Origin of the sequence: Streptomyces guryensis, from assembly GCF_021261325.1 — a bacterium.
GTDB classification, from domain to species: domain Bacteria; phylum Actinomycetota; class Actinomycetes; order Streptomycetales; family Streptomycetaceae; genus Streptomyces; species Streptomyces guryensis.
This window is the reverse complement of the sequence record NZ_JAJSBI010000009.1, coordinates 319,965-345,388: the sequence shown is the minus strand read 5'-3', so window position 1 is coordinate 345,388 and position 25,424 is coordinate 319,965. Positions and strand designations below refer to the sequence as shown.

Annotated in this window: 22 protein-coding genes, 3 pseudogenes and 2 riboswitches; of the genes and pseudogenes, 12 read left to right on the top strand and 13 right to left on the bottom strand. The window is 72.4% G+C overall.

Going from position 1 to position 25,424, the window contains the following annotated elements; translation table 11 throughout:
* Nucleotides 1-109: 109 nt before the first annotated feature.
* Nucleotides 110-1,591 (top strand): annotated as a pseudogene (locus tag LJ657_RS20585) (ABC transporter ATP-binding protein); the annotation flags it as partial.
* Nucleotides 1,592-2,595: 1,004 nt separating this feature from the next.
* Here the strand turns inward: LJ657_RS20585 and LJ657_RS20580 are convergent.
* The 3 genes from LJ657_RS20580 to LJ657_RS20570 form a co-directional block, all read right to left on the bottom strand.
* Nucleotides 2,596-2,802 carry a transposase gene (locus LJ657_RS20580; RefSeq protein WP_232650175.1) on the bottom strand — a complete coding sequence of 69 codons (207 nt, stop codon included), beginning with the start codon at nt 2,800-2,802 and terminating at the stop codon, nt 2,596-2,598.
* A 79-nt stretch (nt 2,803-2,881) separates the two neighbouring features.
* On the bottom strand, nt 2,882-3,169 hold the full coding sequence (locus tag LJ657_RS20575) for a hypothetical protein (protein WP_232650173.1): 288 nt from the start codon (nt 3,167-3,169) through the stop codon (nt 2,882-2,884).
* A gap of 256 nt (nt 3,170-3,425) precedes the next feature.
* Nucleotides 3,426-4,103: a uracil-DNA glycosylase gene (locus LJ657_RS20570; RefSeq protein WP_232650172.1), complete on the bottom strand. Its 678-nt coding sequence runs from the start codon at nt 4,101-4,103 to the stop codon at nt 3,426-3,428.
* 233 nt (nt 4,104-4,336) lie between these two features.
* Here LJ657_RS20570 and LJ657_RS20565 point away from each other — a divergent pair.
* The 3 genes and pseudogenes from LJ657_RS20565 to LJ657_RS20555 all read left to right on the top strand — a co-directional run.
* Nucleotides 4,337-4,798, top strand: a pseudogene (locus tag LJ657_RS20565) (uracil-DNA glycosylase); the annotation flags it as partial.
* A gap of 83 nt (nt 4,799-4,881) precedes the next feature.
* The gene (locus LJ657_RS20560) at nt 4,882-5,841 is read left to right on the top strand and encodes an N-acetylglucosamine kinase (protein ID WP_232650192.1); all 960 of its coding nucleotides are present in this window, start codon (nt 4,882-4,884) and stop codon (nt 5,839-5,841) included.
* 118 nt (nt 5,842-5,959) lie between these two features.
* Nucleotides 5,960-6,883: a sirohydrochlorin chelatase gene (locus LJ657_RS20555; RefSeq protein WP_232650171.1), complete on the top strand. Its 924-nt coding sequence runs from the start codon at nt 5,960-5,962 to the stop codon at nt 6,881-6,883.
* A gap of 202 nt (nt 6,884-7,085) precedes the next feature.
* Here the strand turns inward: LJ657_RS20555 and LJ657_RS20550 are convergent, their stop codons facing one another.
* The 3 genes from LJ657_RS20550 to LJ657_RS20545 all read right to left on the bottom strand — a co-directional run bounded on the left by LJ657_RS20550 (nt 7,086) and on the right by LJ657_RS20545 (nt 10,430).
* On the bottom strand, nt 7,086-8,120 hold the full coding sequence (locus LJ657_RS20550) for a lactonase family protein (protein ID WP_232650170.1): 1,035 nt from the start codon (nt 8,118-8,120) through the stop codon (nt 7,086-7,088).
* Between the two features lie 37 nt (nt 8,121-8,157).
* Entirely contained in the window at nt 8,158-8,730 is a 573-nt protein-coding gene (locus LJ657_RS48985) for a nitric oxide synthase oxygenase (RefSeq protein WP_372487940.1), read from the bottom strand.
* Nucleotides 8,731-8,936: 206 nt separating this feature from the next.
* The gene (locus tag LJ657_RS20545) at nt 8,937-10,430 is read right to left on the bottom strand and encodes an FUSC family protein (RefSeq protein WP_232650169.1); all 1,494 of its coding nucleotides are present in this window, start codon (nt 10,428-10,430) and stop codon (nt 8,937-8,939) included.
* Nucleotides 10,431-10,634: 204 nt separating this feature from the next.
* Here LJ657_RS20545 and LJ657_RS20540 point away from each other — a divergent pair, with 204 nt between their 5' ends.
* Nucleotides 10,635-11,111 (top strand): Lrp/AsnC family transcriptional regulator, encoded by a 477-nt coding sequence (locus LJ657_RS20540; protein ID WP_030931193.1) that lies wholly within the window; start codon nt 10,635-10,637, stop codon nt 11,109-11,111.
* Between the two features lie 385 nt (nt 11,112-11,496).
* Here LJ657_RS20540 and LJ657_RS20535 read toward each other — a convergent pair whose 3' ends face one another.
* Nucleotides 11,497-12,129 carry a TetR/AcrR family transcriptional regulator gene (locus LJ657_RS20535; RefSeq protein WP_232650168.1) on the bottom strand — a complete coding sequence of 211 codons (633 nt, stop codon included), beginning with the start codon at nt 12,127-12,129 and terminating at the stop codon, nt 11,497-11,499.
* A 91-nt stretch (nt 12,130-12,220) separates the two neighbouring features.
* Here LJ657_RS20535 and LJ657_RS20530 point away from each other — a divergent pair, with 91 nt between their 5' ends.
* Nucleotides 12,221-15,322, top strand: coding sequence for an acetyl-CoA carboxylase family protein (locus tag LJ657_RS20530; protein ID WP_232650167.1), 3,102 nt, complete (start codon nt 12,221-12,223; stop codon nt 15,320-15,322).
* A gap of 12 nt (nt 15,323-15,334) precedes the next feature.
* Here LJ657_RS20530 and LJ657_RS48630 read toward each other — a convergent pair whose 3' ends face one another.
* Entirely contained in the window at nt 15,335-15,610 is a 276-nt protein-coding gene (locus LJ657_RS48630; protein WP_232650165.1) for a BBE domain-containing protein, read from the bottom strand.
* Nucleotides 15,586-15,888 (bottom strand): annotated as a pseudogene (locus LJ657_RS20520) (ATP-binding protein); the annotation flags it as partial. The pseudogene LJ657_RS20520 and the gene LJ657_RS48630, both read right to left, overlap by 25 nt.
* A gap of 24 nt (nt 15,889-15,912) precedes the next feature.
* Here LJ657_RS20520 and LJ657_RS20515 point away from each other — a divergent pair.
* From LJ657_RS20515 to LJ657_RS20505, 3 genes are all read left to right on the top strand, one after another.
* On the top strand, nt 15,913-16,791 hold the full coding sequence (locus LJ657_RS20515) for an alpha/beta fold hydrolase (protein ID WP_232650164.1): 879 nt from the start codon (nt 15,913-15,915) through the stop codon (nt 16,789-16,791).
* A 45-nt stretch (nt 16,792-16,836) separates the two neighbouring features.
* Nucleotides 16,837-16,921, top strand: a riboswitch (ZMP/ZTP riboswitch).
* A gap of 30 nt (nt 16,922-16,951) precedes the next feature.
* Nucleotides 16,952-18,106, top strand: a complete 1,155-nt coding sequence (locus LJ657_RS20510) for a phosphoribosylaminoimidazolecarboxamide formyltransferase (RefSeq protein WP_232650162.1) — start codon at nt 16,952-16,954, stop codon at nt 18,104-18,106.
* 57 nt (nt 18,107-18,163) lie between these two features.
* Nucleotides 18,164-18,847 carry an IMP cyclohydrolase gene (locus LJ657_RS20505; protein WP_232650160.1) on the top strand — a complete coding sequence of 228 codons (684 nt, stop codon included), beginning with the start codon at nt 18,164-18,166 and terminating at the stop codon, nt 18,845-18,847.
* A 21-nt stretch (nt 18,848-18,868) separates the two neighbouring features.
* On the opposite strand, the gene LJ657_RS20500 is transcribed toward LJ657_RS20505, so the two are convergent.
* Together LJ657_RS20500 and LJ657_RS20495 are read right to left on the bottom strand one after the other, a co-directional pair.
* Nucleotides 18,869-19,609, bottom strand: a complete 741-nt coding sequence (locus LJ657_RS20500; RefSeq protein WP_232650158.1) for a TIGR03943 family putative permease subunit — start codon at nt 19,607-19,609, stop codon at nt 18,869-18,871.
* Nucleotides 19,606-20,640: a permease gene (locus LJ657_RS20495; RefSeq protein ID WP_232650157.1), complete on the bottom strand. Its 1,035-nt coding sequence runs from the start codon at nt 20,638-20,640 to the stop codon at nt 19,606-19,608. Before LJ657_RS20495 ends, LJ657_RS20500 begins: the two co-directional genes overlap by 4 nt.
* A 161-nt stretch (nt 20,641-20,801) precedes the next feature.
* Between LJ657_RS20495 and LJ657_RS20490 the strand changes: the two genes are divergently transcribed.
* Entirely contained in the window at nt 20,802-21,335 is a 534-nt protein-coding gene (locus LJ657_RS20490; protein WP_232650156.1) for a TerD family protein, read from the top strand.
* Between the two features lie 30 nt (nt 21,336-21,365).
* Here the strand turns inward: LJ657_RS20490 and LJ657_RS20485 are convergent, their stop codons facing one another.
* The gene (locus LJ657_RS20485; protein ID WP_372487939.1) at nt 21,366-22,229 is read right to left on the bottom strand and encodes a hypothetical protein; all 864 of its coding nucleotides are present in this window, start codon (nt 22,227-22,229) and stop codon (nt 21,366-21,368) included.
* A gap of 70 nt (nt 22,230-22,299) precedes the next feature.
* Complete coding sequence (locus tag LJ657_RS20480; protein WP_232650155.1) at nt 22,300-23,073, bottom strand: LysR family transcriptional regulator substrate-binding protein; 774 nt, start codon at nt 23,071-23,073, stop codon at nt 22,300-22,302.
* A 58-nt stretch (nt 23,074-23,131) separates the two neighbouring features.
* Here LJ657_RS20480 and LJ657_RS20475 point away from each other — a divergent pair, with 58 nt between their 5' ends.
* Both LJ657_RS20475 and LJ657_RS20470 read left to right on the top strand, forming a co-directional pair.
* Nucleotides 23,132-23,536, top strand: coding sequence for a DUF5997 family protein (locus tag LJ657_RS20475; protein ID WP_232650153.1), 405 nt, complete (start codon nt 23,132-23,134; stop codon nt 23,534-23,536).
* A gap of 191 nt (nt 23,537-23,727) precedes the next feature.
* A riboswitch (cyclic di-AMP (ydaO/yuaA leader) is annotated at nt 23,728-23,902 on the top strand.
* An 8-nt stretch (nt 23,903-23,910) separates the two neighbouring features.
* Nucleotides 23,911-25,365: an NlpC/P60 family protein gene (locus LJ657_RS20470; protein ID WP_232650151.1), complete on the top strand. Its 1,455-nt coding sequence runs from the start codon at nt 23,911-23,913 to the stop codon at nt 25,363-25,365.
* Nucleotides 25,366-25,424 lie beyond the last annotated feature (59 nt).

The window sequence follows — 25,424 nt, the reverse complement described above, 5'->3', positions numbered from 1 at the left end:
GACCCGGCTTGACGCCTTGCGGCAACAACGGCTCCAGCCGGGCCCACTGGCCGTTCGTCAGATCCCCACGTCCCACAAGACGTGATCATCAGCGAACAAGATCCACTTTCGCAACAGGCCCTACACCCACCTGCAGCGAATGTCCCTGGCCTTCTACACCCGAACCCGCACCGGTGAGATCCAGTCCCGGATCGCCAACGACGTGGGTGGTATGAGCCAGACGGTGACCACCGTGGCCGTGACCACCGTCGGCTCGGTCACCACTCTGGTCTCGGCGCTCGTGGCGATGGTCGTCCTGGACTGGCGCCTGAGCTGCGCATCGTTGGCGATGCTGCCCGTCTTCGTCTGGATCAGCCGATCGGTCGGTGCGGAACGGCGGGCGATCACCCGCCGCCGCCAGGCACAGCTCGCAGCGGTCTCCTCGCTGGTCCAGGAGTCGCTCTCGGTCGACGGCTTCCTGCTCGGCCGGGTGCTGGGCCGCCGGGCAGCACTCATCGAGGAGTTCTCGCTCGAGTCGGAGCGCCTCACCGATCTGACCATCCGTTCCAACATGGCAGGGCGGTGGCGGCAGTCGGTGATCCAACTGATCATGTTCGCCATGCCGATCACCATCTACTGGCTGGCCGGTCTCACCGCGTCGCACGGCCGGCCCGCGCTCTCCGTCGGCACGCTGGTGGCCTTCACCTCCCTGCAGCAGTCGCTCTTCGCGCCCTCGGTACAGCTGCTACAGACCGGAGTCGCCGTGCAGAGCTCACTCTCCATGTTCGAGCGCGTCTTCGAATACCTGGACCTCCCGGTGGACATTCCGGAGCCCGAGCGGCCGGTGCCTCTGCCTCGCCCGCTCGGTCACGTCCGCCTTGAAGGCGTCCGCTTCGCCTACGGGGAGCGCACTGTACTGCGCGACATCGATCTCGACATCCCGCCTGGCACGCACCTGGGGGTCGTGGGCGCCACGGGCGCCGGAAAGACCACGCTCGGCCACCTTGTGCCGCGCCTGTACGACCCGGTCGCAGGCCGGGTCAGCATCGACGACGTCGATGTCCGCGAGCTCAGCCTGGCCACCCTCACCACCACTGTCGGCGTGGTCACCCAACACACCTTCCTCTACCACGCGAGCATCGCGGACAACCTGCGCGCCGCCCGCCCCGGCGCCACCGACGGGGAACTGGCCGCCGCGGCACGCGCGGCGCAGCTCCACGACCTGGTGGAAAGCCTGCCGGAGGGCTACGACACCGTCGTGGGCGAGCAGGGGTACCGATTCTCCGGCGGCGAGAAGCAGCGGCTGGCCATAGCCCGCGTGCTGCTGCGCGATCCCCGGGTGCTGGTACTCGACGAGGCCACCAGCGCGCTGGACACCCGCACCGAGCGGGCGGTCCAGGAGGCCCTGGACCGCTTGGCCGCCGGACGCACGACCATCACCATCGCGCACCGCCTCTCGACCGTGCGCCACGCGGACCAGATCGTCGTCCTCGACCAGGGCCGCATCGTCGAACGCGGCACCCACCCCGAACTCCTCGCCCTCGGCGGACGTTACGCCGCACTGGCTCGGTCCGCCCGTGATCAAGACACCGCGTCGGACACCTTGGTGTAGGTCGCAACGAGCGTCCCGCAGTCCGGTGCCCCGCCCTGCGGCACGCCGCCCGCGAGCACGCCCGGTATCCCGTGCCGGGTCTGCGAGCCGGTGGTACTGCTTTCCGAGCGCCGGGCCCGGCAGCGGCTGAACTGGCGGGTGCAGCAGCTCGCCGCCGCCATGGCCGGCACGGGCGCATGTCAACGCCATGGTGGACGAGTCGCAGGGCGTGACGACGAGAGCGGGCATCTTTTTGGCCAGCCGAGAGCCACGCTGACGCATGCCGAGCGGTGGCTCCAGAACCCCTCCCCCATGCCTGTCAGCCGAACTGCCGTGTTCGGCGCCGACCTGGAGTGGTTGAATCCTCGCGCTTCGGAGGGCGTCGTAGCAGCTGACAGTGGAGGCGGGCGGCAGGGCCGGTGACGAGGCAGGCCGACACGTCTGCTGGCTCGCCATGTCACCATCAGATCCCCGCGCTGGACCTCGACCTGCGCCTTCGGCTCCATCATCGAGCCGTCCTGCACGTCGCTGGTCGACAAGACCGTCTTGCCGACCATCGGTCCCCTTCCGATTTCACGAACCTCGTCGAACTGCTCCGGGGTGGCGTCCACGAGCCGCTCGGAGTCGGGCAGCACCAGCACGCAGTGCCCGTTCCACCAGGTTCCCGTCCAACTCGGCGTGCTGGTCACCGAAGCCATCGGCGCCTGGCGTCGATACGCACCTGGAAACCACACACGGTGACAGGGCTTCCGTTACTCTGGGGGAAGACGCGATGCCCCAACATGCGGGCCGACCAGTTGGCCCCGAAACCAGTCGCGACGCCGTCAGCGCCAAGGGCCTCGACGGAGTCATCGGCACCCACGTCAACGCGCCATCACCTACGAAGTGATGGACTCGGCGACAGAGGCACTGTCGGCCCACATACCGGCGGACGACCTGTCGATGCTGACCAGAGACAGATCCACCTCGCCCCGCTTCGCCGCCACCGCGATCAGTCCCTCCAGCAGGGCCCGAAGACGCCCGCGTCACGGCACTTGCCGGAAGCGGTTGTGCACAGTGGACCAGGGGCCGAGCTCCTGCGGCGTCTTTCGCCGCTGCCCTCCGGTCCTGATCCGCCGGATCACGCCCTCGCACTGCCGTCGCAGCCGCTCCGGGTACAGGCCGTACTCTCCGATCGGCAGGTACGGCTCGATGAACTCCCGTTTCCCGTGAGTCAGTTGCACTCGCGTCACGCAGGAGGATCCACCGGTCAAGACCCCGCCGCGAGGGCGATTCCCGCAGAGTGATCACGGCCCAATACGCGCCCCAGGATCAGCCGAGACCACGATGGGCGGCCCACAACGCCCCGGCACGGCTGGCAGCATCGGAGACCAGGGCCGCCAGTTCGGGTTCATCGGGCACAGGGAACGAGACGTATGCGCCCCGACCGCCGCCGACTGGTCTGCCATAAGCCTTCACGGCGAGGTGACCGTCCGGGAGAAGCCTGACGTTGAGTGTGGTCAGCGTGAACGCTTCACCGCGTCGAGTGTCCGTCCAGCGGAGCGCCTGCGGGATCACGACATTGATCGCCAGAGCACTTACTTCCAGGTCACTGCTCATGGACGGATGATCTCACGCGAGTCGACGCAACCGGCTTGTGCAGCAGGCAGTTGGTATTCCTCTGGGCACCGAGATCGACGACGTGGACCAGGCTGCAGCCCAGCGTCATGAAGCCGTCGGACGGATGGGGCGGTGCCACGGCATGGCCCTGTGGCGCCGCGTCCAGTGCGACGAGTCCGCGGAAGCTTCAGCCGCAGAGACCGAGAACCTGCCGGTACTCGGCCAAGGAGGCTCGGACGCGGCGGGGGGCCGTGGCCTACGGCAGTCGCCAGTCCACCGGCTGGGCACCCTGACCGACCAGCAGGTCGTTGGCCCGGCTGAAGGGACGCGAGCCGAAGAAGCCGCGGTCCGCCGACATCGGCGAGGGATGGGCGGACTCGAGCGCCGGAAGGTCCCCGAGCAACGGCCGCAGATTACGGGCGTCCCGGCCCCACAGGATGGACACCAGCGGCTTGCCGCGCCCCGCCAGGGCGCGGATGGCCTGCTCGGTGACCTCCTCCCACCCCTTGCCCCGGTGCGCCGCCGGCTTGCGCGGGGCCGTCGTCAACGCCCTGTTGAGCAATAGCACCCCCTGCTGCGTCCACGGCGTCAGATCGCCGTTCGACGGCCTGGGCAGCCCAAGGTCGGAGTGCATCTCCCGGAAGATGTTCTCCAGACTTCCCGGCAACGAACGCACCTCGGGCGAGACCGCGAAGCTCAACCCGATCGCCATGCCCGGCGTGGGGTAGGGATCCTGCCCCACGATCAGGACACGGACGTCATCGAAAGGCTGCTGGAAGGCCCGCAGCACATTCGCCCCGGACGGAAGATAGGTCCGGCCGGCCGCTATCTCGGCCCGGAGGAAGTCCCCCATGGCCGCGATGCGTTCAGCCACAGGTTCAAGAGCCTTCGCCCAGCCTGCTTCAACAAGTTCATGCAAGGGTCGTGGTGCCACAGCGCGTCACTCTAGTGGTACGCGCCGTGCCCCGGCACAAACACAGAAGCCCTCACGGACGGCCGCCGCTCCGGACGCTACTCTTCCTCCTCATCGAGATCTTCGAACCGGTCGAGCAGTTCACGCAGCCGGTCACCGGGAAGGAGGGGAGCCTGTTGCATCCAGTGATCAGGCCACTCCGCCGTAGTCGTCATGCCTGTTCAGCCGCTCATACTCGATACACGGATCCCGGAACTCCCGCGCATGCGGTGGGGCTGTCGTTCTCGGGGACGCCCGAGGTGCGTCCGCTGCCCGGCAGTCTCATCAACATCTTCCGGGAGCCGAACACCGGCACGGGAACGCCCCAGCCCTCCAACGGCGGTCTGACTCCGTGGACCCAGCGGGGCGTCCTGCCGAACAGGGCGCTCACCACCGCTCCGCGCGAGCCGGGCGCGCACCGCGGCACGGGCTGGGAGGAGGTCACCGAGCAGGCCATCCGCGCCCTGGCGGGGCGCGGCAGGCCCCTGGTGTCCGCCCTGTGGGGCCGGGACGCCCGTAATCTGCGCCCGTTGCTCGGCAGTCTCCCGTCGGTGGAGTCCGCCCACCCGTCCCCGGTGTCGGCCGACCGCGGCTTCTTCGGCTCGCGTCCCTTCAGCCGGGCCGACGACCTCCCGATCGCACGGGGCGGGCAGCCGGTGGACTGGCGCCTGCCGTGAGCGGTGCGGGGGACGGATCGGGTGCGGGGGACGGATCGGGTGCGGACGCGGCCGGTCACCGGGCGCGGGCGGGTACGACCGGAATCCTCGCGGTGGACTCGGGGGGCTCAGGTCTGCGGGTCGTCGTCAAGAGCCCGGCCGGCGGTCCGTCGGCCCAGCGGGAGTCCCGGGAGCCGGTGCGCACCGGGGCCCGGGGGATCGATCCCGGGCATCTCATGACCCAACTGGTGCCGATGGTGCGGGCGTTGACCGCCGAGACCGGTGTCTCCGCGCTGAGCACGGCCGCCGTGGGTGCCGCCGGGCTCGCCTCCCTGGGCGATGCCCTGCGCGCCGAACTCCCCGGTGCGCTCGGGCGGGAGTTCGGCATCCGTTCCGTCGCCCTCGCCGCCGACGCTGTCACCGCCTATGTCGGTGCCCTCGGGCCGCGCCCCGGTGCCGTGGTCGCGGCCGGTACGGGCCTGATCGCCATGGGCACCGACCTGACGTGCTGGCACCGCTCGGACGGCTGGGGGCACCTGCTGGGCGACTGCGGCAGCGGCGCCTGGATCGGGCGGGCCGGGCTGGAGGCGGCCCTGCGCGCGTACGACGGCAGACCCGGCGGTTCGACGGAACTGCTGGCCAGAGCCGAGGAGATGTTCGGGCCGATGCCGGGGCTGCCGGGCAGGCTGTACCCCCGCCAGGACCGCCCCGCCGTTCTCGCCTCCTTCGCACCCCAGGTGGCCGCCTGCGCCGACGCCGACCAGATCGCCGCGGACATCCTGCGCGTGGCGGCCCGGCACATGGCCGAGTCGGCGGCAGCGGTCTGCCCGACCGCGGGGGCCCCTCAAGTGGCCGTCACGGGCGGCCTGTTCAAGATGGGCGACCCTCTCCTCACCCCCCTGAGAGAGGAGTTGTCTCAGCGACTGCCGCACGCGCCGCTGGTGTCGGCCGCCGGCGATCCGCTGGCGGGCTCGGTGCGTATCGCCGACGATCTCGCGGCGGGAACGCTCACTCTCCCGAGTGATGAGGCGATGCTGTGCGTGATGACCGGCGCCGAGGACTGATCCCGTACGCCGCAAGCTTCTGATCCGTATGTAACTCATCAGACAAAATGGGACAGAAACCGCTCACCTGCACCCTCCCCGAACAGGGGAGCCCAGGAAGCCAGTAACATGCGTCGCCATGAGCTCCCCCACTGGGCCCGCGTCCGGCCTGCCAGTACGAATGCCGCGACCTCGCCAGCCCGGGCGGCACCGCCGACCCGAGCCGCTGGCGGCTCCCGAGGGCGCGCCCGCGCTCGTCCTCGCGGTGCCTGGCGCTCCCGGTGCCGCCACGCGCAGCCTCGCCGAGGAGGTCGTGAGCATCGCCCGCTCCGAGCTGCCCGGCCTGGATGCGCGGATCGGGTACCTGGACGGGGACGAGGCGGAGTTCCCCACGCTGCAGGCCGTGCTCGCGCACGCCGCCGAGGGGCGTGCGGCCCGCTTCGAGCACGCCCGCGCCGCCGGCCTGGACGTCAAGGAGCCGGACGGCCCCGTGGCCGTCGTCGTGCCGCTGCTGGCCGGCCCGGACGGTGCGCTGCTGCGCCGTGTCCGCCAGGCCGTGATGGACAGCCGCGTCGCGGCCGACCTGACCGATGTGCTGGGCCCGCACCCACTGCTCGCCGAGGCGCTGCACGTGCGCCTGTCGGAGGCCGGTCTGGCCCGTGCCGACCGCGCCCGCCTGTTCACCGTGGCGACCGCCGCGGACGGCATCATCCTGGCCTCGGTCGGCGGTGACGAGGCCGTTCAGGCGGCGGGGATCACCGGCATGCTGCTCGCCGCACGTCTCGCCGTGCCGGTGATGGCGGCGGCCCTGGACCAGGAGGGCTCGATCGCGGCCGTCGCCGAGCAGCTGCGCGGCTCCGGTTCGCAGCAGCTGGCGCTCGCGCCGTACCTGATAGGGCCGGAGATCGATCCTGGCCTGGTCGAGGCGGCCGCCAAGGAGGCGGGCTGCTCCGCCGCCGAGGCGCTCGGCCCCTACCCGGCGATCGGCAAGCTCGCGCTGGCCAAGTACACGACGGCGCTGGGCATCGCCCCGCCGCAGCCGCAGGGGACGCCGGTCCGCTGAGGCGTGCGGCAGCACCGCTGCTCACATTGCACGTACGGCGAGGGGCCCGCTCCGAGAGCGGGCCCCTCGCCGTACACCTGGCCGCTGGGCGCTCCGCAGGCTGAGCCGATCTGCGGCACCGCCGCAGGGCGATGTGCCGTCGATCGTCGGCGGCGTCGTCGCGGCTGATCGCTCAGTTCCCCGCGCCCCTTCGGACCTGCATTCAGGCGAAGACCACGCAGGACGCGGCGGGGACCATGAGGGCGCCCTCGTGGCGTGGCAGGCCCGTGGCCGGGTCGAGCGCGAACCAGGACACGTCGCCCGAGCGCTCGTTCGCGGCGTAGAGGAATCCACCCGACTCGGCGATCGCGCGGGGCCAGTGGCCGCCGCAGGGCACCGTGCCGATCAGCCGCAGCTCGTTCCCCTCGACGGCGAAGGTGGACAGGACGTCCTCGCCACGGGTGGCGGTCCACACGAAGCGGCCGTCGGAGGAGGCGACGATGCCCGAGGGGTAGGCATCGCCGGCCGGGGCGTCGGGCAGGACGTGCCGCTCGGTCAGCGGCACCAGGGAGCCCTCGACTGCGTCCCAGCGGCAGACGGTGAGCGTCGGGGTGAGTTCGTTGAGGACGTACGCGCGTGTGCCGTCCGGGTGGAAGGCCAGGTGGCGCGGTCCGCAGCCGGGCCGCAGGGCGATCTCCCGGTGTACTTCGAGGCGGCCGCCGGTCAGCGTGCACACCCGGACCGAGTCCGTGCCGAGGTCGACGCTGACGGCCCAACGCCCGCTCGGGTCGGGCTGCACCTGGTGGGCGTGCGGCCCCTGCTGGCGGACGGTGTGCGGACCCGAGCCCTTGTGCTGGAGGACGTCGGACGCGGCGCCCGCGAGGGTGCCGTCGGAGCGGACGGGCACGGCGGTGACGCTGCCGGAGCCGTAGTTGGCGGCCAGCACGTGACCGGCGAAGACGCTCAGGTGCGTGGGGCTGTTCCCGCCGACCGGGACCGGCGCGCCCGCCTTCTCCGGCCGGTCACCCGTCACCCGGTACGCGGCCACCGCGCCCTCGGCGGTCTCGCTGACCGCGTAGAGGGTCCGACCGTCGGGCGCCGGCGCCAGGTACGAGGGGTCGGGTACGCCGTCCATACTACTCAGAGCGGTCAGCGCACCGCTGTCCGGCGCCACGCCCGCGGTCACGATCCCGGGGCCTCCCGCCGCCGTGAACGACCCGATGAAGGCCCGCCGTCGCCGCCCGCCGCCGTCTGTCACCGCTGTCCCCTCTCGGTCCTGTGCCGTCGGGGCGACGTTAGCAGTCGATCACCAGCGGTCTAGACCATACGTGGGGGATTTGACCGGGTCGCAGCGGAGACGGCCGCTGTCTCGCCGCGGGACCGGGCGAGAGCCTCCGGACGGTGGACGTGGGCGGGGCGGTGCTCGATGAGGCCCGGATCCGGCCGTCGCGGGTGGCCTCCCGCAGATGTCCGGCGCACGCCTCGGCCACGGCGTCCGCACCGCGTACCTCGCGCAGGTCGCGCACCCGTAGGGAGTGCCGGTGCCGGCGCCCCATGCACGGGTCGGCGTTGCGCCAGGCGCCCCGGGCGCCGACGGCGAGCTCCTGGGTGGTGTGGCGCGATGCGGCGGGCGGGGTCGCCGAGCCGTTCCTCGGTGTGGTGCAGGGTGAGGAACCCGGCGGCGGCGCGCAGGAGTTCGTACGGGGGCGGATCGCGCCGTGCGGGGGTGGGCGGACCGCCGGTGAGCACCCGACCGCGCAGCCCGGTGACCGGGTTGAGGGCGGAGTGCCCGCCGTGCTCCTGGCCCGTCTCCGGGTGGGCGCAGCTCTCGAAACGCTCCAGCCGGCCCCCCGGGGTCGTCCGCGCACGGCGTTGGGCAGCCTCGGCGTCGGTGACAGATCGCCGGCGTCCGTCCCTGCGCGGGAAGTTCCGCATGGCACACCCCCGGGCGGCTCGCCCGCGGACCGCTCCGGCACGGCCTCGGGGTCGGGCGGCCGGCAGCGGCGGAGTTGCCCGACCGGCCGCCTGATCCACCCGCCGGATGGCCGACAAAAGTGCCTTGGACCTGTGTTCCTCACGCACCGACCAAGGGCGACCCCGACGGCGTCCCCAGCGGTGCGGCCAGTTCCGCCAGGGCCCGTTCCAGGCCGTGCAGGTGGGCCAGGGCGGGTTCCGTGGCCGGTGACTCGGGGGCGGCCGTGACGTGGTCGGAGTCGCCGCCCGTGAGTGCCTCCACCGCCGCCTCCACACGCCAGCAGGCGGCTGCCAGCCGGGCGTCGTGGGAGGCCTCCGGATCGGCGGCGACGGCGACCAGACCGCGGGTCTCCCGGGCGCAGTCGCCGAGCAGGGCCAGCACCCGGCGGGCGCGCTGCTTCCGGCCGCGCATCGGGTTGAGCGGATGCACGAGGGGCCCGACGGACAGCCGTACACGGCCGAGCAGTTGCTCCAGTTCCACGATCCGCCGCGCCGGATCGGCGGCCGTGGACCCCGCGAGACGCGCGGCTGCCTCCGCCGTGCACGCGTGGACGCAGCGCAGGGCACGCTGGATCCAGGCGTCGGTGATGGTGTGCGTGGTGACGGGCAGGACGAAGAGCACGGCGAGTGCGGCGCCGAGCGCCCCGACGCCTGTCTCCGCCAGACGCAGGGCGAGCAGGCCCGGGTTCAGTACGCCCAGGAGGCCATAGAGGAGTTCGGCGAGGAGCGTGACCGACAGCATCATCCACGTGTACGACACCGCGGCCGTGTAGAAGATGCCGAAGACGCAGACGACGAGGAGTACGGCCGTGGGGACCGCCGCTCCGTGCACGGGGACGGCGACCAGCACTCCGAGGCCGATGCCGATCACCGTGCCCAGAACCCGGCGGAAGCCGCGGACCAGGGTCTCGCCGCGCGAGGCGGTGTTGACGAAGATCCACCAGGTGGCGCCGACGGCCCAGTACCAGCGCTGCCCGGACACCAGTTGGCCCACGACGAGCGCGAAGCCCGCCCCGGCGGTGGCCTGGACGGCCTGACGCGTGGTGACGCGGGCCAGGCCGGTGCCGGGGGGCGGGGCCGGCACGGGCGCCGGGGGCAGCTTTGCCTCGTAGCACCACAGGCCGAAGCGCACCGCTGATGCGCTGAGCACGGACACGAGGACCGCGGCGTACAGCTCGGGCAGCCGGTCCGTGGTCGCGTGCAGGAACTGCGCCACGAAGAAGGTCATGAACGCGAACACGCCGAGGCTGTGCCCGCGCGGTCCGAAGCGGCGCGCGTACACGCCCGCGCCGACGACGGCGAGGAACATGAGGTCGCGGGCCACGGGGTGGTCGTGCAGCTCGGCCGCGGCGGCAAGCACGGGCAGTCCGACGGCGGGCAGCAGCGCGGTGGTGACGGCCTGCCCGCGGACGGTGGCGTCCGTGACCGTGAACAGGGCGAGCAGCGCGGCCAGCCCGCCGGTGACGGCGCCGACGAGGGAGAGCCCGGCCAGAGAGCAGACGACGACCGCGAGTGCGACGCCGAGGACGGCCCGCGCGGCGAAGCGCAGCCGCGTCCGCCCCGGGTCCGGCGCCACGAACACCCTCTTCAGCACTGCTTCCCGCCCCTCGGAACCACCGGCATCACCGGCATGAAAAAGGCGCCGCGGGGTCCGCAGCGCCATCGACGCGAACATTGCAGCATCAAGGCGTCGAGTGGCTCAAGTGCTCTCCAATATGCTGGACCATTGGCACAGACATATCGGTCCGGCGGCGGCCATGAGCGGGCCAACGGACCATGTACGAGGAGGCCGGGCACCATGGCCGTCGACGAGCTCGACACCCGCATCCTGCGGCTGCTGATGGAGCAGCCGCGCACGAGCGTGCGCGAGTACGCCCGGATCCTGGGCGTCGCCCGCGGCACCCTGCAGGCTCGCCTCGACCGGCTTGAGCGGGACGGTGTGATCACCGGTACGGGCCCGACGCTCTCCCCCGCCGCGCTGGGCCACCCGGTGCTCGCGTTCGTGCACATCGAGGTCACCCAGGGGCATCTGGACGACGTGGGTGAGGCACTGGCCTCCGTTCCGGAGATCGTCGAGGCCTTCTCGATCACGGGCGGCGGCGATCTGCTGACCCGGGTCGTGGCCCGCGACAACGCCCATCTGGAGGACGTGATCCAGAAGCTGATCAGCCTGCCCGGCGTCGTTCGAACCCGCACCGAGGTGGCCCTGCGCGAGCGCGTCCCGCAGCGGCTGCTGCCGCTGGTCGAGTCGATCGGCCGGGCGGCCCGCAAATGACCTTGCTTCTTGCTGCGCTGCCGTGCCGTCGAGCGCCACGGCGAGCACTCCCCGCAACGGTTCGGAGGACAGCGCCAGTTCGGCGCCGGAGTCGTCGATCTCGTGCCGTATCTCCACTGCATTGAACACCGGGTTGACCGGCACGGGGACCGCTCCGAGCAGGATCGCGAGGAACGCGACGGCGAAGAACACTCACCGGGGCGGACGCCCCGGCCCGCCAGCCATCCGGCCAACCGGCCGGTGGCGTCGTCGAGTTCGCGGTCGGTGAGCGCCCGTCCGTGGGCGACGAACGCGGGCCGGTCGGGTGTCTCCCTCGCCCAGTGCGTACGTACCCCGGTACCGCCCGCTCGCCTGCGCGATGCGTGGCGGTGTCGGGCTGCCGCGGCTACTGCTGACGTGTCGGTGCGGCTCCGAGCAGGTGCAGATACATGGCGGTGACATCGTGTACGGCTTCGTCGTAGGTGTCGGGGTGTGCGGCCACGCGGAGGGCGAACTCGACGCACATGCCGCCCACCGCGCGGGCCAGGGTGAGCGGTTCGGCGGCCGGGGTGGCCAGGCCGCGGTCGGTGAGGCGGCGGATGTAGCGGGCATGGCGGTGGACGGGCCGTTCGCGGATCTCGTCCCACAGCTGCGCCATGGCGGGGACGGTGCGGGCCTGCTGCTCCAACAGGCCGAGCAGCGGCCGGTGCCGGGCGTAGGCGGCGATGAAGGCGCCGATGGACGCCTGTGCGACGGCGTACGGGTCGTCCATGTCGACGCCCGGCACCTCCTGCGCGGCGAGGAACGCGTCCCGTACGCGGACCGCGAGGACGCGGAAGATCTCCTCCTTGGACGCGAAGTACACGTAGAAGCCCGCCCGGGAGACCTCCGCCTCCGTGGTGATGTCGGCGACGGTGGCGGGGCCCAGGCCGAGCCGCGCGAAGACGGCCTCGGCGGCGTCAAGCAGCCGGGCTCGGGCCGGGGCCGTGGTGCGGTCCCGGGCGGTGCGGACCGCCCAGGCCTTGTGTGTGCGTGCCACAGGGGGAGCGTATTGACGTTGACGTCAATGTCAATGAGCATGGCGGGGCCGGTCGCTGAGGTCCGCTGAGGTCCGTGTCCTGGAGGGCTCCATGGGTAGTGCCGCCGTGCTCGTCGCCAACCGCGGGGAGGTCGCCGTGCGCGTACTGCGGGCCGTGTCGGAGGCGGGGCTGCGCTCGGTCGCGGTGTACACCGAAGGGGACGACGCGCACGCGAGGCCGGCCGACGAGGCCGTGCGGTTGGGCGATTATCTCGACGGCGGCGCATTGATCGCCGCCGCGCGCGGCACCGGCTGCGACTTCCTGCACCCCGGGTACGGCTTTCTGAGCGAGGACGCGGACTTCGCGCGCCGCTGTGCCGAGGCCGGGGTCACGTTCGTCGGACCCACACCCGAGGTGCTGGCGGTCTTCGGGGACAAGGCCCGGGCCCGTGAGTTCGCCGCCGGGGCGGGGGTGCCCGTGCTCGCCGGAGCCGACGGCCGGGACGGCGCACGGGAGCTGCTGGCCACCGGGCCAGTGATGATCAAGGCGGTGGGCGGGGGCGGCGGTCGCGGTATGCGGGTCGTACGCCGGGGCGAGGAGTTGGACGAGGCCTGGGAGCGGTGCGCCTCGGAGGCTCAACAGGGCTTCGGGCGGGACCAGTTGTATGCGGAACGGCTGCTGGAGGGTGCCCGGCACATCGAGGTCCAGGTCGTCGGGGACACGGCCGGCGCCGTCACGCATCTGTGGGACCGGGACTGCAGCACGCAGCGGCGCCACCAGAAGGTGATCGAGATCGCGCCCGCCCCCGAACTCTCCGAGGACACCAGGGAGCGGATGCTGGGCGCCGCACTGCGGATGGCCCGCGCCGCCCGCTGTTCCAGCCTGGTCACGTTCGAGTTCATGCTCCGGGGCGAGGAGTTCTGGTTCATCGAGGCCAATCCGCGGCTTCAGGTGGAGCACACGGTCACCGAGGAGGTGACGGGGGTGGACCTGGTCGCCGTACAGCTGCGCCTGGCGGCCGGGGCGACGCTGGGTGAGGTGGGGTTGTCGGGGCCGCCGGTCGCGCCGCGCGGGTTCGCCGTGCAGGCGCGGGTCAACGCCGAGGAGGCCGGGCGGATCACGCGCTTCGACGTGCCGACCGGGCCCGGTGTACGGGTCGACACGGCGATCCGGGCGGGGGCCGAAGTCGGCGTCCGGTACGACCCGTTGCTCGCCAAGGTGGTCGCGCACGTCCCGGCGGGCGGTGCGGAGGCGGCTTGTGCGCGGGCGCGCCGGGCGTTGGGCGAGTTCGGGGTGGAGGGGGTACGGACGGGCGTTCCGCTGCTGCGGGAGGTGCTGGCGCGGCCGCGTTTCTGGGCGCACACAGGGGTGGTGGCGGAGCTTGCGCAGGCCCACGTCGTGCCCGAGGGCGGGGCTTGCGACGGCATACTCGGCGCGCCGCTCGGCGGCACCGTCGTATCCGTCGACGTCTCCCCCGGTGAGCCGGTGGAGGCCGGGCAGCAGTTGCTGGTGCTGGAGGCGATGAAGATGGAGCACGTGGTGCGGGCTCCCGGTTCCGGAGTGGTACGACTGCTGCACGCGCGCGTGGGCGAAACGGTGGGCGAGGGTTCTCCGTTGGCCACCCTGGGGGCCGTCACCGGTACGCAGGGCGAGGGGCCCGCGGCGGAGCCGGTCGATCCGGATGCCGTGCGCGCCGACCTCGCGGAGGTCGTACGGCGGCACGCCTTCGGGCTCGACGAGAACCGGCCGGAGGCGGTCGCGGGGCGGCATGCCCTCGGCAGGCGCACCGCCCGCGAGAACATCGAGGACCTGTGCGACGCGGGCAGCTTCACCGAGTTCGGCGCCCTCGCGATCGCGGCCCAGCGCGGCCGTCGCCCGCTGGACGACCTGATCCGGTCGACACCGGCGGACGGCATGGTCACCGGCACCGGGCAGATCAGTGGCAGGCCGTGCGTGGCCATGTCGTACGACTACACGGTGCTCGCCGGTACCCAGGGGCTGCAGAACCACCGCAAGACCGACCGGATGCTGGAGGTCGCCGAGGAGCGGCGGCTGCCGGTGGTGCTGTTCGCGGAGGGTGGCGGCGGACGGCCCGGAGACACCGACACGACGTCCGTGGCGGGTCTTGACGTGACCACCTTCCAGCGGATGGGGCGGCTCAGCGGGCTGGTCCCGCTGGTGGGCATCGTCTCGGGGCGGTGTTTCGCGGGCAACGCGGCGCTGCTGGGCTGCTGCGACGTCGTGATCGCCACACCCGACGCGACGATCGGGATGGGCGGGCCGGCGATGATCGAGGGCGGCGGGCTCGGGGTGTTCCGGCCGGAGGAAGTGGGACCGCTGTCGGTACAGGTACCCAACGGGGTGGTGGACGTCGTGGCGGCCGACGAGGCGGAGGCCGTGCGGGTGGCCCGCCGGTATCTGTCGTACTTCCAGGGGGAACAGGGCAGTTGGGAGGCGCCGGATCAGCGGCTGCTCAGGCAGGTGGTGCCGGAGAACCGGCGGCGGGCCTATGACGTGCGGGCCGCGGTCACCGGGCTCGTGGACACGGACTCGGTGCTGGAACTGCGGCCCGAGTTCGGCGTGGGGGTGCTGACCTGTCTCGTACGGATCGAGGGGCGACCGCTGGGGCTGCTGGCGAGCAACCCTGCGCATCTGGGTGGGGCGATCGACCGGGACGCTGCCGACAAGGCGGCGCGGTTCCTGCAGCTGTGCGACGCGTTCGGCCTGCCGGTGGTCTCGCTGTGCGACACCCCGGGGTTCATGGTCGGCCCCGACGCCGAACGGACCGCCACCGTGCGGCACTTCGCGCGGCTGTTCGTGGCGGGCGCCAATCTGCGGGTGCCGCTGGTGAGTCTGGTGCTGCGCAAGGCGTACGGCCTCGGGGCGATGGCCATGATGGGCGGCTCGACGCGGGCCCCGCTGGCCACGGCGGCCTGGCCGAGCGGCGAGTTCGGCGGGATGGGGCTGGAGGGCGCGGTCCGGCTCGGCTACCGCAGGGAGCTGGCGGCGATCACGGACCCGGCCGAGCGTACGCGTGTCTTCTGGGAGCGGGTCGCCGAGTTGTACGAACGCGGGAAGGCGGTCAACGCGGCGGCGGCGCTGGAGATCGACGCGGTGATCGACCCGGCCGGGTCGCGGGCCTGGATCCTCGCGGCGCTGGAACGGTGCCCGGTACCGGAGGCGGGACACCGCCCGTTCATCGACACCTGGTGATCACATGCGGTCTCAGCCGGGCCGGATGTTCTGGTTGAGGCGGAACACGTTGTCCGGGTCGCGGTCGGCCTTGATGCGGGCCAGCCGTTCGTAGTTGCCGCTGCAGCCGGCGCGGACGCGCGCTCCTGGCCCTCGTCCGTCATCATGTTCACGTAGGCGCCGCCCGCCGAGTAGGGGTGCAGTGCGTCGGAGCAGTCGATCGCCCAGCGTTTGATGAGTTCGGCGCCGACGCTGCCGACGAGGTCGCGGAACGGGCCCAGCGGTCGCCGGGTGGCGAGGTCGTCGCACTGTCCGACGAGCACGCGGGCGTGCCTGGGCAGGCGGTCCGGCAGGGCCCTCACCAGGCTCGACTTGCCGATTCCGGCCTCGCCGAAGACGAGCACCACCGAACCGGCCCCGTCCGCCGCCTCCGGTGCGGCCGTGGCCGGCTGTGCCGGCTCGGGCTCGCGCTCGCGGATCCCCCGGTCCACGCCGCCGATTCTGCCACCGCGGGCGGGGCGGGATGACGGTCCGGCCGGTCGGATGTCACACTCCGGGCCGCTCGGCCCTCTTGAGTGCGGACACATGGCGCAGACACACGGGAGGCCTTCATGGACACCACTGCCCGCACTGCGGACACGTACGAGATCGAGCTGTCCGCGGGCACGATCGCGTACCAGGACAGCGGCGGCGACGGTCCCGTACTCGTACTGCTGCACGGCCTGCTGATGGATGCCTCACTGTGGGAGGGGCCGTCGGCCGACCTGGCCGCCGACCACCGGTGCATCGCCCCGACGCTGCCCCTGGGCGCGCACCGCCACCCGATGCGCGCGGACGCGGATCTGTCGCTGCCCGGGGTGGCGCGGCTCGTGGCGGAGCTCCTGGAGCGGCTGGATCTGCGGGAGGTCACCCTGGTCGGAAACGACACGGGCGGGGTCCTCGTGCAGTTCCTGATGGCCGACGGGGAGGAGCGGGTGGGGCGGGCGGTGCTGGTGTCCTGCGATGCGTTCGACAACTTCCCGCCGGGGCTGACGGGCCGGACCCTGGTACTCACCGGCCGGCTCTCGCCGCGTATGTTCGGGCTGTTCATGCAGCAGATGCGGGTGCGGGCGGTACGCCGGCTGCCGATCGCGTTCGGCTGGCTGACCAAGCGGGGCGACGCGGCCACCGCGCGCTGGATGCGGCCGGTGCTGCGGCAGCCCGCGATCCGCCGTGACGCCGTACGCCTCCTCCGCACCGCGAACCGGGCCACCCGCCGCCTGCTCGAAGCCACGGCCGAACGTCTGCCGCTCTTCGACCGGCCGGCCCTGGTGGTCTGGGCGCGCGAGGACCGGGTGATGCCGCCCGAGCACGGCCGTCGTCTCGCCGCGCTGCTGCCGCAGGGTCGGCTGGTCGAGGTGGACGACGGCTACACGCTGCTCCCCCTGGACCGGCCGGTGGAACTGGCGCGGATCATCCGGGAGTTCGTGCACGCCACTCGGGTGCTCTGACCGGCCCGCCCCCTCGACGCCTGCCCTGCCCTTGCGGGTACAGTCTGATCCGGCCGCGACTGGCGAGGGTGGACGACCACCGGGGAGCGGCCGTGGTTCAGCGTGAGCGTCGACCGCCTGGGCGCCTCCGTCAGTGATGTTCCGCTGAGGAGGCCATGACGTGGATCTGCGGTACGGAATGAACCCGCGGCAGGCGGCGGATGCCACCCCGGTGCGGCCGGGCCGGTGGCCGGTCCGGGTGGTGCACGGAAGCCCGTCGTACATCAACATGCTTGACGCCCTCAACGGCTGGCAGCTGGTGCGGGAGGCGAGCCGGTCCCTGGGCCGGCCGGCGGCCGCTTCCTTCAAGCACGTCTCACCCGCGGGTGCGGCCGTGGCCGGGCCCGTCGACGAGGTGACGGCGGAGCTCCATGGTGTCGACCGGGCCGAGGTCGGCGCCCTGACCAGTGCGTATCTGCGTGCTCGTGACGCGGACCCGAAGTCGTCGTACGGGGACCTCGCCGCCGTCTCGCACCCGGTCGACGAGGAACTCGCCGAACTGCTGGCCCATGTCGTGAGCGACGGCATCATCGCGCCGGGCTATGCGCCGGGCACCGTGGACAGGCTCGGCAGGAAGAAGAACGGCCGTTTCCTCGTCCTGGAGGCGGACCCGGACTTCGTGCCGCCGGAGCGGGAGGCGCGCGAGCTCTTCGGCCTGCGTCTGAGTCAGCGGCGGGACGAAGCGCCGTGTGCGGCAGAGCTGTTGGAGAACGTCGTGTGCGGCTCGCTCCCCACGACAGCCGTGCAGGATCTCCTGCTGGGGCTGGTGGTGCTGCGCCACACGCAGTCGAACTCGGTGTGCTTCCTGCGCGACGGGGCGACGCTGGGCATCGGCGCCGGGCAGCAGTCCCGCGTCGACTGCACGCGCCTTGCCGGGGCGAAGGCCGACACATGGTGGCTGCGGCGTCATCCTGCGGTGCGCGCGCTCGCCTTCAGGCCGGGGATCCGGCGCCAGGACCGGATCAACTGGCAGATCCGCTTCGTCGAGGGCGACCTCACCGCGGACGAGAACACCAGGCTCTCGGCTGCTCTGTCGCAGCCGATGAAGGAGCTCACGGCCGGCAGCCGCGCCGAGTGGATGGCTCGTCTGAAGAGGGTCGCGTTCGTCTCCGACGGGACTCTGCCGTTCCGCGACAATGTCGACCACGCACAGCGGCACGGCGTGGACCACATCGCCGAGCCGGGCGGATCGATCCGCTCCGCGGAGGTCGAAGACGCCTGCCGCGAGCACGGGATCGCCCTCGCCCGCACCGGCCTCAGGCTGTTCCACCACTGAGCCCCGCCCCTCCCGGCCCAGGCCGCCGCCCCCGGACCGACCAGAAAGCGCATCAGCATGCTCACCCTTCATGGCCTGTTGGCCGCCAACCCCTACCCGGGCCGCGGAGTCCTGTGCGCCCGCACCCGCTCCGGAGCCGTGCTGGGCGGCTACTTCCTCACCGGACGCAGCCCGGCCTCCCGCGACCGCGCGCTCCGGCTGATCGACGGTGACCTGGTGGTCGGGCCGCTCAACCCCGGGGAGCACGATCCCCTGCGTCACTACGCCGCCGCCACGGCCACGAACGACTGGCTGGTTCTGGGCAACGGTGAGCACGTGTCCCGGGCCGCTGAGCGACTCCGGGCGGGAGCCTCGCCCACCGAGGCGCTCAGCGGCTTCGAGTACGAACCCGACCCTCCGATCCGCACCTCCCGCCTCACCGCACTGATCAGCCGGGACGGCGGACGCACCACCGTCTTCGGGGCCGCCCGCCCCAGCCGCGCCGCACGCCTGACCAGCAACGTGATGACCCTCGCCGTACGGGACCCGCGACCGGGCGAAGCGGTCCTGCTGACCACTTACGACTCCGACGGCGAACAGGTCTCGGTAGCCGCCCCCTTCACCGAGTTCACGGTCGACGCCGGGAACGGGACAGACCTGTTGGACGAGATCTGGTGCGCGCTCGACAAGCGGTTCAGGATCGCTGCCGCCGTCGTCGACCCTGCCCAGGGACCGGCATCCGCCGTTCGACGGTCTTCCTGAGCCGGGCCCGTTCCGTTCTGGTCACGAGGGCGTGAGCGGCAGGTCGTCCGTGTACGCGTTGACGGGCGGGGAGATGGGCTCGGTGCGGTGGACGTCGAGGGCCGCCGTCGCGGACTTCGTGCCGAGCGCACCTGTGGGGTGCCAGGTTCCGGTGACGGCCACCCAGGTGTTGGCCGGCAGCGCGGGCGGGCCGTACATGCGGACCTTGACCGACTGGGAGTCCGCCGCGCAGCAGGTGAAGATGATCCGGGTCAGATACCAGCCGCCGGCCCGCCCCGCGGGGGTGACGAAGCCGGTCATGCGGATGCTGCGGCCTCTGACAGCCTGTTCCCGGTCCTGCTGGACCCGGGCGGTGAAGTCGGTGAGCGTCATCGGCAGGGGGACGGTCGCGGGCAGCGGGTCGAACCGCTGTTCCTTCGGCACGGCCTTGCTGTTCGCGTGCGAGGCCGTGTACGCGCCGAGGGCGGGCGGAGCGTAGAGGAGCAGGCTGAGGGCGGGCAGGAACAGCAGCCAGGCGATGCGGGGCGCGGCGGAGTGGTCGTGGCCGTGTGCGTGCGCGTGCGCGTGGGGGCCGGCTTCGGGGGCCGCGCGGTCCAGTGCCGCTCCTGCCACGCCCAGCAGCAGGAGCAGCACACCGGAGGCGATCAGCAGGGGGCGCAGACCTTCCTTGACGTAGCGCAGACAGAGGTCGCTGAACAGGGCGGCGTGCAGCAGGCCCAGGCCGGTCAGGACCAGCAGGAGGACTTGGGCGTGGCGCTTCACAGCAGTGCGCCTCCGATCAGGGCGCCGGCGGTCACGGCCACCACCGTCGTCGCGGTGGAGAAGCGGAGTGCGAAGGACCGGCCGAACGTGCCCGCCTGAAGGGCGATCAGCTTCAGGTCGACCATCGGACCGACCACCATGAACACCAGGCGCGCGGTGGGCGAGAAGCCGGTGAGCGAGGCGGCGACGAACGCGTCGGCCTCCGAGCAAACGGCGAGCAGGACGGCGAGCGCGGCCAGGAACAGCACCGACAGCCAGGGCGAGCCGGAGAAGGTGTCGAGGACCGAGCGCGGCACGGCCACGTTGAAGGTGGCCGCGGCCATGGCGCCCAGCACCAGGAAGCCGCCGGCGTGCAGGAAGTCGTGCTGGAAGCCGAGGCGGAACTCCGTCCAGCGGCTGCGCCCGGGCCGGTGCCCCGCATGGCGGACGGCCGGCCGCAGCCACTCCTCGCGTCCCAGCCAGAGCCACAGCCAGCCCATCGCGGCAGCGGTGACGAGGGAGGCGAGCAGCCGGGCGGCGACCATGGCGGGGCTGCCCGGGAAGGCGACGGCCGTGGCGGTGAGCACGATCGGGTTGATCGCGGGTGCGGAGAGGAGGAAGGCGAAGGCGGCGGCCGGGGTGACACCGCGGCGGATCAGGCTGTTCGCGACCGGCACCGAGGCGCATTCGCAGCCCGGCAGGACGACGCCCGCGACGCCGGCCACCGGGACGGCGAGCGCGGGACTGCGGGGCAGGATCCGGGTGAACAGTTCGGCCGGTACGAAGGCGTTGATGGCCCCCGAAAGGACGGTGCCGAGGAGGAGGAAGGGCAGCGCCTGGACGGTGATGGCCAGACAGACCGTGCGCCAGGCCGCGACGGCGGGCTGGTTCAGCCATCCGACGCCGGTGAGGGTGAGGACCGCCACCGAGCCGGCGGCGGTGACGATGACGACGGGCAGGGGCCGTCCGGTGACGCGGCGCCCCTGATGACCGGTCGGCGCGACGAGCGCCACTTCTTCCACCACACCAACCAGTTCATCCGCTTTATTCATATTTACTCCGGATGTCGGATTTCGTGGCGAAGATAAGCCAGGATCACCTCCCTCACGGTGCGCACACGCCGCCGCAGCCGGATGAATGAGCGGGACCGGGAACATACTTGACCTTGCGGGGGACTGTCCCTCGGTGGCCTGATTCGAGGGGGCGGCGTCCGGTGAGCGGCGACGGCAGGGTACAGGGCAAGATCGAAGTGCGGCTCAAGTGGGATCCCAGCCCCTGGAACCGGCCGCCACACCATCTGGACATCATGGCGACGACCTACTCGGCGGACGCCCCGCACGGACGGCCGGTGTACGTGGTGCACACCGAGAGCCGCTCACCGGACGGCACCATCAACATGAGCCGGCACAGCGAGACCGGCCAGGGTTACGGCTTCGTCGAGGTGATGGTCCTGGAGCTCGACCGTCTGGCGCCCTCCTTCGCGCGGGTGGTGGTGGGTGTGGCGATCCATCAGAACGGCGGCCCCAAGCCCTTCGGTGACATCTCGAACGCGGGGGTGCTGGTCGTCGACGGGTACACGGAACTGCTCAAGGACGACTTCGGCCAGGTCGCCGACGCCACAGCGGCGACGGTCGCCGAGTTTACCCGGGACTCCTCCGGTGCCTGGGAGTTCCACCAGATGCTCCGGGGGTTCGACAGCGACCCGACGGTCTTCGCGGCGGAGATGGGCGGCCTCCCACAGCCCTGACCGGCGTCGGGCGGCGCCCGCCGGCCCCGCTCAGCCGACCGCGACGTGATCGTCGGGGCGGGGGCGCCCGGCCGTCCCGCCCTGCGACTCCGCTCGGCCCACCGGGAGGAGAGGCCGGGTGGGCGGCCGCCGGCGGTCACGTTCGTGGAACAGGGCCAGGACGATCGCGGTGGCGACCGCTATCAGATGCTCGCGGCCGGCCAGATTGGGTACGGCGATCGACTCCCACACCATGGACCCGCCGGTGAGGGCGAACACGATGGGTGCGCGCCGGACGACGGCGAGATAGGTGAAAAGGCCCACGACGGCGGCGGACGGGCCGGTGTCCAGCACCTGCCCGGCCCCGGGCGGCAGACCCAGCCCGCCCCAGCCCGGACCGAGCGCGAGCATCACGCGCACCATGAGAGTGCCGGCGAGCGTGGTCGCGTACGAGATGAGAAGCGTTCTGGCCCGGCCGAGGATGAGCTCGGCCAGCGCGAACGCGAGGAACAACGAGGTGATCCCCGCCCACACGGGCAGATCCAGGGCAGGGACGTACAGCGACACGGGCGTGCGCAGCAGGGCCAGCCACAGCGGGAGGTCGCCCTTGACGCCGCCGAGCAGCCGCACCACCACGGCGCCGGCCGGCCGCTGCGCCAGCGCATGGAAGAAGATGACGCCGAAGGCGGCCAGGAACGCCAGGAACAGCGCCGGCAGCCCACGGCGCCCGAGTTGCCGCACCGGATCGACGACGATGCCCTGCCACTCGCCCCGCAGCGTGCGCCCGACGAACGCCGCCACCCGCCACAGGCGGCCACGCGGGCACCCGCGCCACTCGCCGAGATCGCCCCACAGCCCGTGGGCACGCAGCCGGTCCGCCGCGCCACCGCTGCGCCGCACCCCCTTGCGAAGCAAAATCCCCCGCCTCCCGTCCATCGCCCCACCGGATGGATCGGAAAACGGGGCGAGGCCGCCCCGAGGGAGGCTATGCCCGGCGGCGGGGCTTCCTTCGCTTGGCGCCCTGGGAGACGTCGGAACCGGCCCGCGGGTTCCGCCCCGTCGACTTCCCCGTCGTCTTTCCGGCCACAGGCTTGCGCCGGGCGCCGGCCGCGTCGCCCGTCGCGCCCTTCGCCTCCGGCGCCGTCGCCTTGCGGCCGCGGGAGCTGTTGACCGTACGGCCGCGGACGATTCCGATGAAGTCCTCGACCAGGTCCGTGGTCGCCTCCTCGGGCCAGGCAAGGGCGACGCCCGACTCGGGAGCGTCCACCAGCGGCCGGTACGTGAGGTCCTTGCGGTGATACAGACGGGCCAGTGACTGGGGGACGACCAGCAGGCCGACGCCCGCCGCGACGAGTTCCACGGCGTCCTCAGTGGTGGCGGGCCGCTCGAAGGCGGGCTCGCCCGGCGGCCGGTCCCACTCGAACACGTCGTCGAGGGGATGGAAGAGGACCTCCTCCGCGAGGTCCTCGACGGTCACCTCGTCCGCCGCCGTGATCACGTGGTCCTTGGGGACGACGACGACCGTCGTCTCGGTGTAGAGGGGGATCGCGCTGAAGAACGAACGGTCGACCGGCAGCCGTACGAGTCCGGCGTCGGCGTCACCGGCGCGCAGCACGTCGGATGCGTCGGCGGCCGGTACGGCGATGAGGTTCAGCGGGATGCCGGGCAGGCGCTCGTTCCAGATCCGCACCCACTTGGCGGGCGTCACCCCCGGGACGTACGCAAGCCGGAACGCCTGGGGTGCTTCCGAGCCTGTCACCAGGCCAGGCTACCGGCCGTGGTCGGAGGTCTCGAACACGGTCGATACCCTTGGCCTCATGAAGTCGCACCAGAGCACCCAGACGATGAAGCCCGCGACCGCGGCCAAGAAGCTGGGTGTGTACCTTGAGGCCACCCCCGCCGAGTTCCGGGAGGGTGTCGTCTCGCGAGCCGAGCTCGACCAGCTCCAGGCCGAGCCGCCCGAGTGGCTGCGCGAGCTGCGGGCCAACGGTCCGCACCCCCGTCCGGTGGTCGCGTCGAAGCTGGGTGTCTCCATCACGGGTCTCGCCCGCGGCGGGATCACCGAGGCGCTCACCACGGAGCAGATCGAGGCCCTGAAGCAGGCACAGCCCGAGTGGCTGCAGGCGGAGCGCGCCACCCAGGCCGAGGTCCGCAAGGAGGCGGCGCGCATCAAGAAGCGGGACGCCGAGCGTGAGGCTCGCAGCGACGGCCCGCGTTCCTGACGCCGCCCGTTCGCGACGGTCGGTCGCCGTCCGGATCCGCTGCGTGCACGACGCACGGATCTGACGGCCCATCACGACGAAGGTCACAAAAGCGTATCGGACATTCCGGCCTTCAACCTTCACACGAGCCGCACAAGTTGGCTAGCGTGGCATCAGGCCGCACGAGTTCCTCCGGCGAACCCCGCCGGGACGCGTGGCCTCCGCCGAGTCCGGTGCGCCCCTGTGGCAGCCGGAGCCGGGGACCCGACCGAACGACGGGGTGAATCGGCCCAACCGCCCACCAGGGCAAGGGCCGTAGGGCATGCCTTCCGGAACCGACCGCCCGAACCCGACAGCTAACTCGGTAGGCGGAGTACGGAAGGAGTACGGCTCCCATGGCGCCGGATCGACCATCGCGCACCGGAGGCTTCGGCCTGCCCGGTATGCGCAACTCGGCTCTCGCGACCGCTGCCCTCACCTCGGTGGCCCTGTTCTCACAGACCGCCGACGCCGCACCGACGACGGCGGACGAGGGCCCCAGCCGCGAAGCCGTCCGGCAACGGGTGAGCAGCCTCTACGACCAGGCCGAGTCCGACACGGGCAACTTCAACTTCACCCGGGCCCAGCTGATGGGAGCGCGGCCGCCCGCCGCCCCGGCCCGTGAACGCGGCCGCTCGGATCCGGCACTCGACTCGGTGTCCCGGCGGTGGTTCGACGGAGTGCGCGCCTCGCTGGGGCCGACGGTCCCAGCGGTGCTGCCGGCCGACCGTATGCCGGCCCGCCAGGCCGGGCCCCGGCCCGCGCGCCCGGCGGACAGCCGTCCCGCCGCTCCTGAACTGGAGGCGGCTGTCCGACCCATGGCCGAGCTGCCCTCCGCGGAGCCCCGCCGTCCGGTGGCCGAGCTGACCGCCGGCCCCACGGTCGCGCCGCCTGCCGTGCCGCAGCCCCGCCAGGAGGCCGTCCCGGCGCTGCCCGCGGCGGCCCCCGAGCCGAAGCAGGCCCCGCTGCGCAGGTCCAAGGAGCAGAGCCAGCGCAAGATCGCGGCGGCCAGCGAGCTGCTGTACCGGTACACCGCCCGGCAGACCTCCGCACCGCGCCCGGCCCTCGCCGCCCTGCCGTCCCAACTCCCCTGGCAGGAGCAGGCGGAACAGACCGGCCGGGCGGCCGAGGAGGCGTGGCGGCTCCAGCAGCCGACGGTCCTCGACCTGGGCGTGCCCGCGGCCGTGGAGCAGCGCATGCAGCCCTCCGCGGTCGACACCGGCGTACCCGCGGCCGAGGAGTGGCGCATGCGGCCCTCCGTGCTCGACACGGGCGTACCGGTGGTCGACGACTGGCGCACGCAGCCGTCCGTACTCGACACCGGCGTACCCGCCGTGGAGGACTGGCGGGCCCGGCCTTCCGTGCCCGACACCGGCATACCCCAGGCCGGAGGTTGGACCGTGCAGCCATCCGTCCTGGACACGGGCGTCCCCGCCGTCGGCGCCCCCACCGCCACCAAGGCCGACAGGGCGATCGACTTCGCCCGTGCGCAGATCGGCAGGCCGTGCCTGTGGGGTGCGGTCGGCCCCGAGTCGTACGACAACGCCGGGCTCACCCAGGCCGCCTGGAGGGCCGCCGGGGTCACCCTGCCGCGTACCACGTACGAGCAGGCGAGCGCCGGCACGGTCATCCCCCTTGCCGACAGCCGTCCCGGAGACCTGATCTTCTTCAACGACAACTTCAGCCACGTCGGCCTCTGCACGGGCAACGGCCTGATGATTCACGCGCCGGGTCCGGGCGCGGTCATCCGCGAGGACTCGGTCAACTACGCCGGCGAGGCGGCGGTCCGTATCGCCGTGCGTCCCGCGTGAGGTCGGGGACGCCCCCCGAGGAGTGACAGCAGCAGCTCGATGAACTGCGAGGCCGCCGA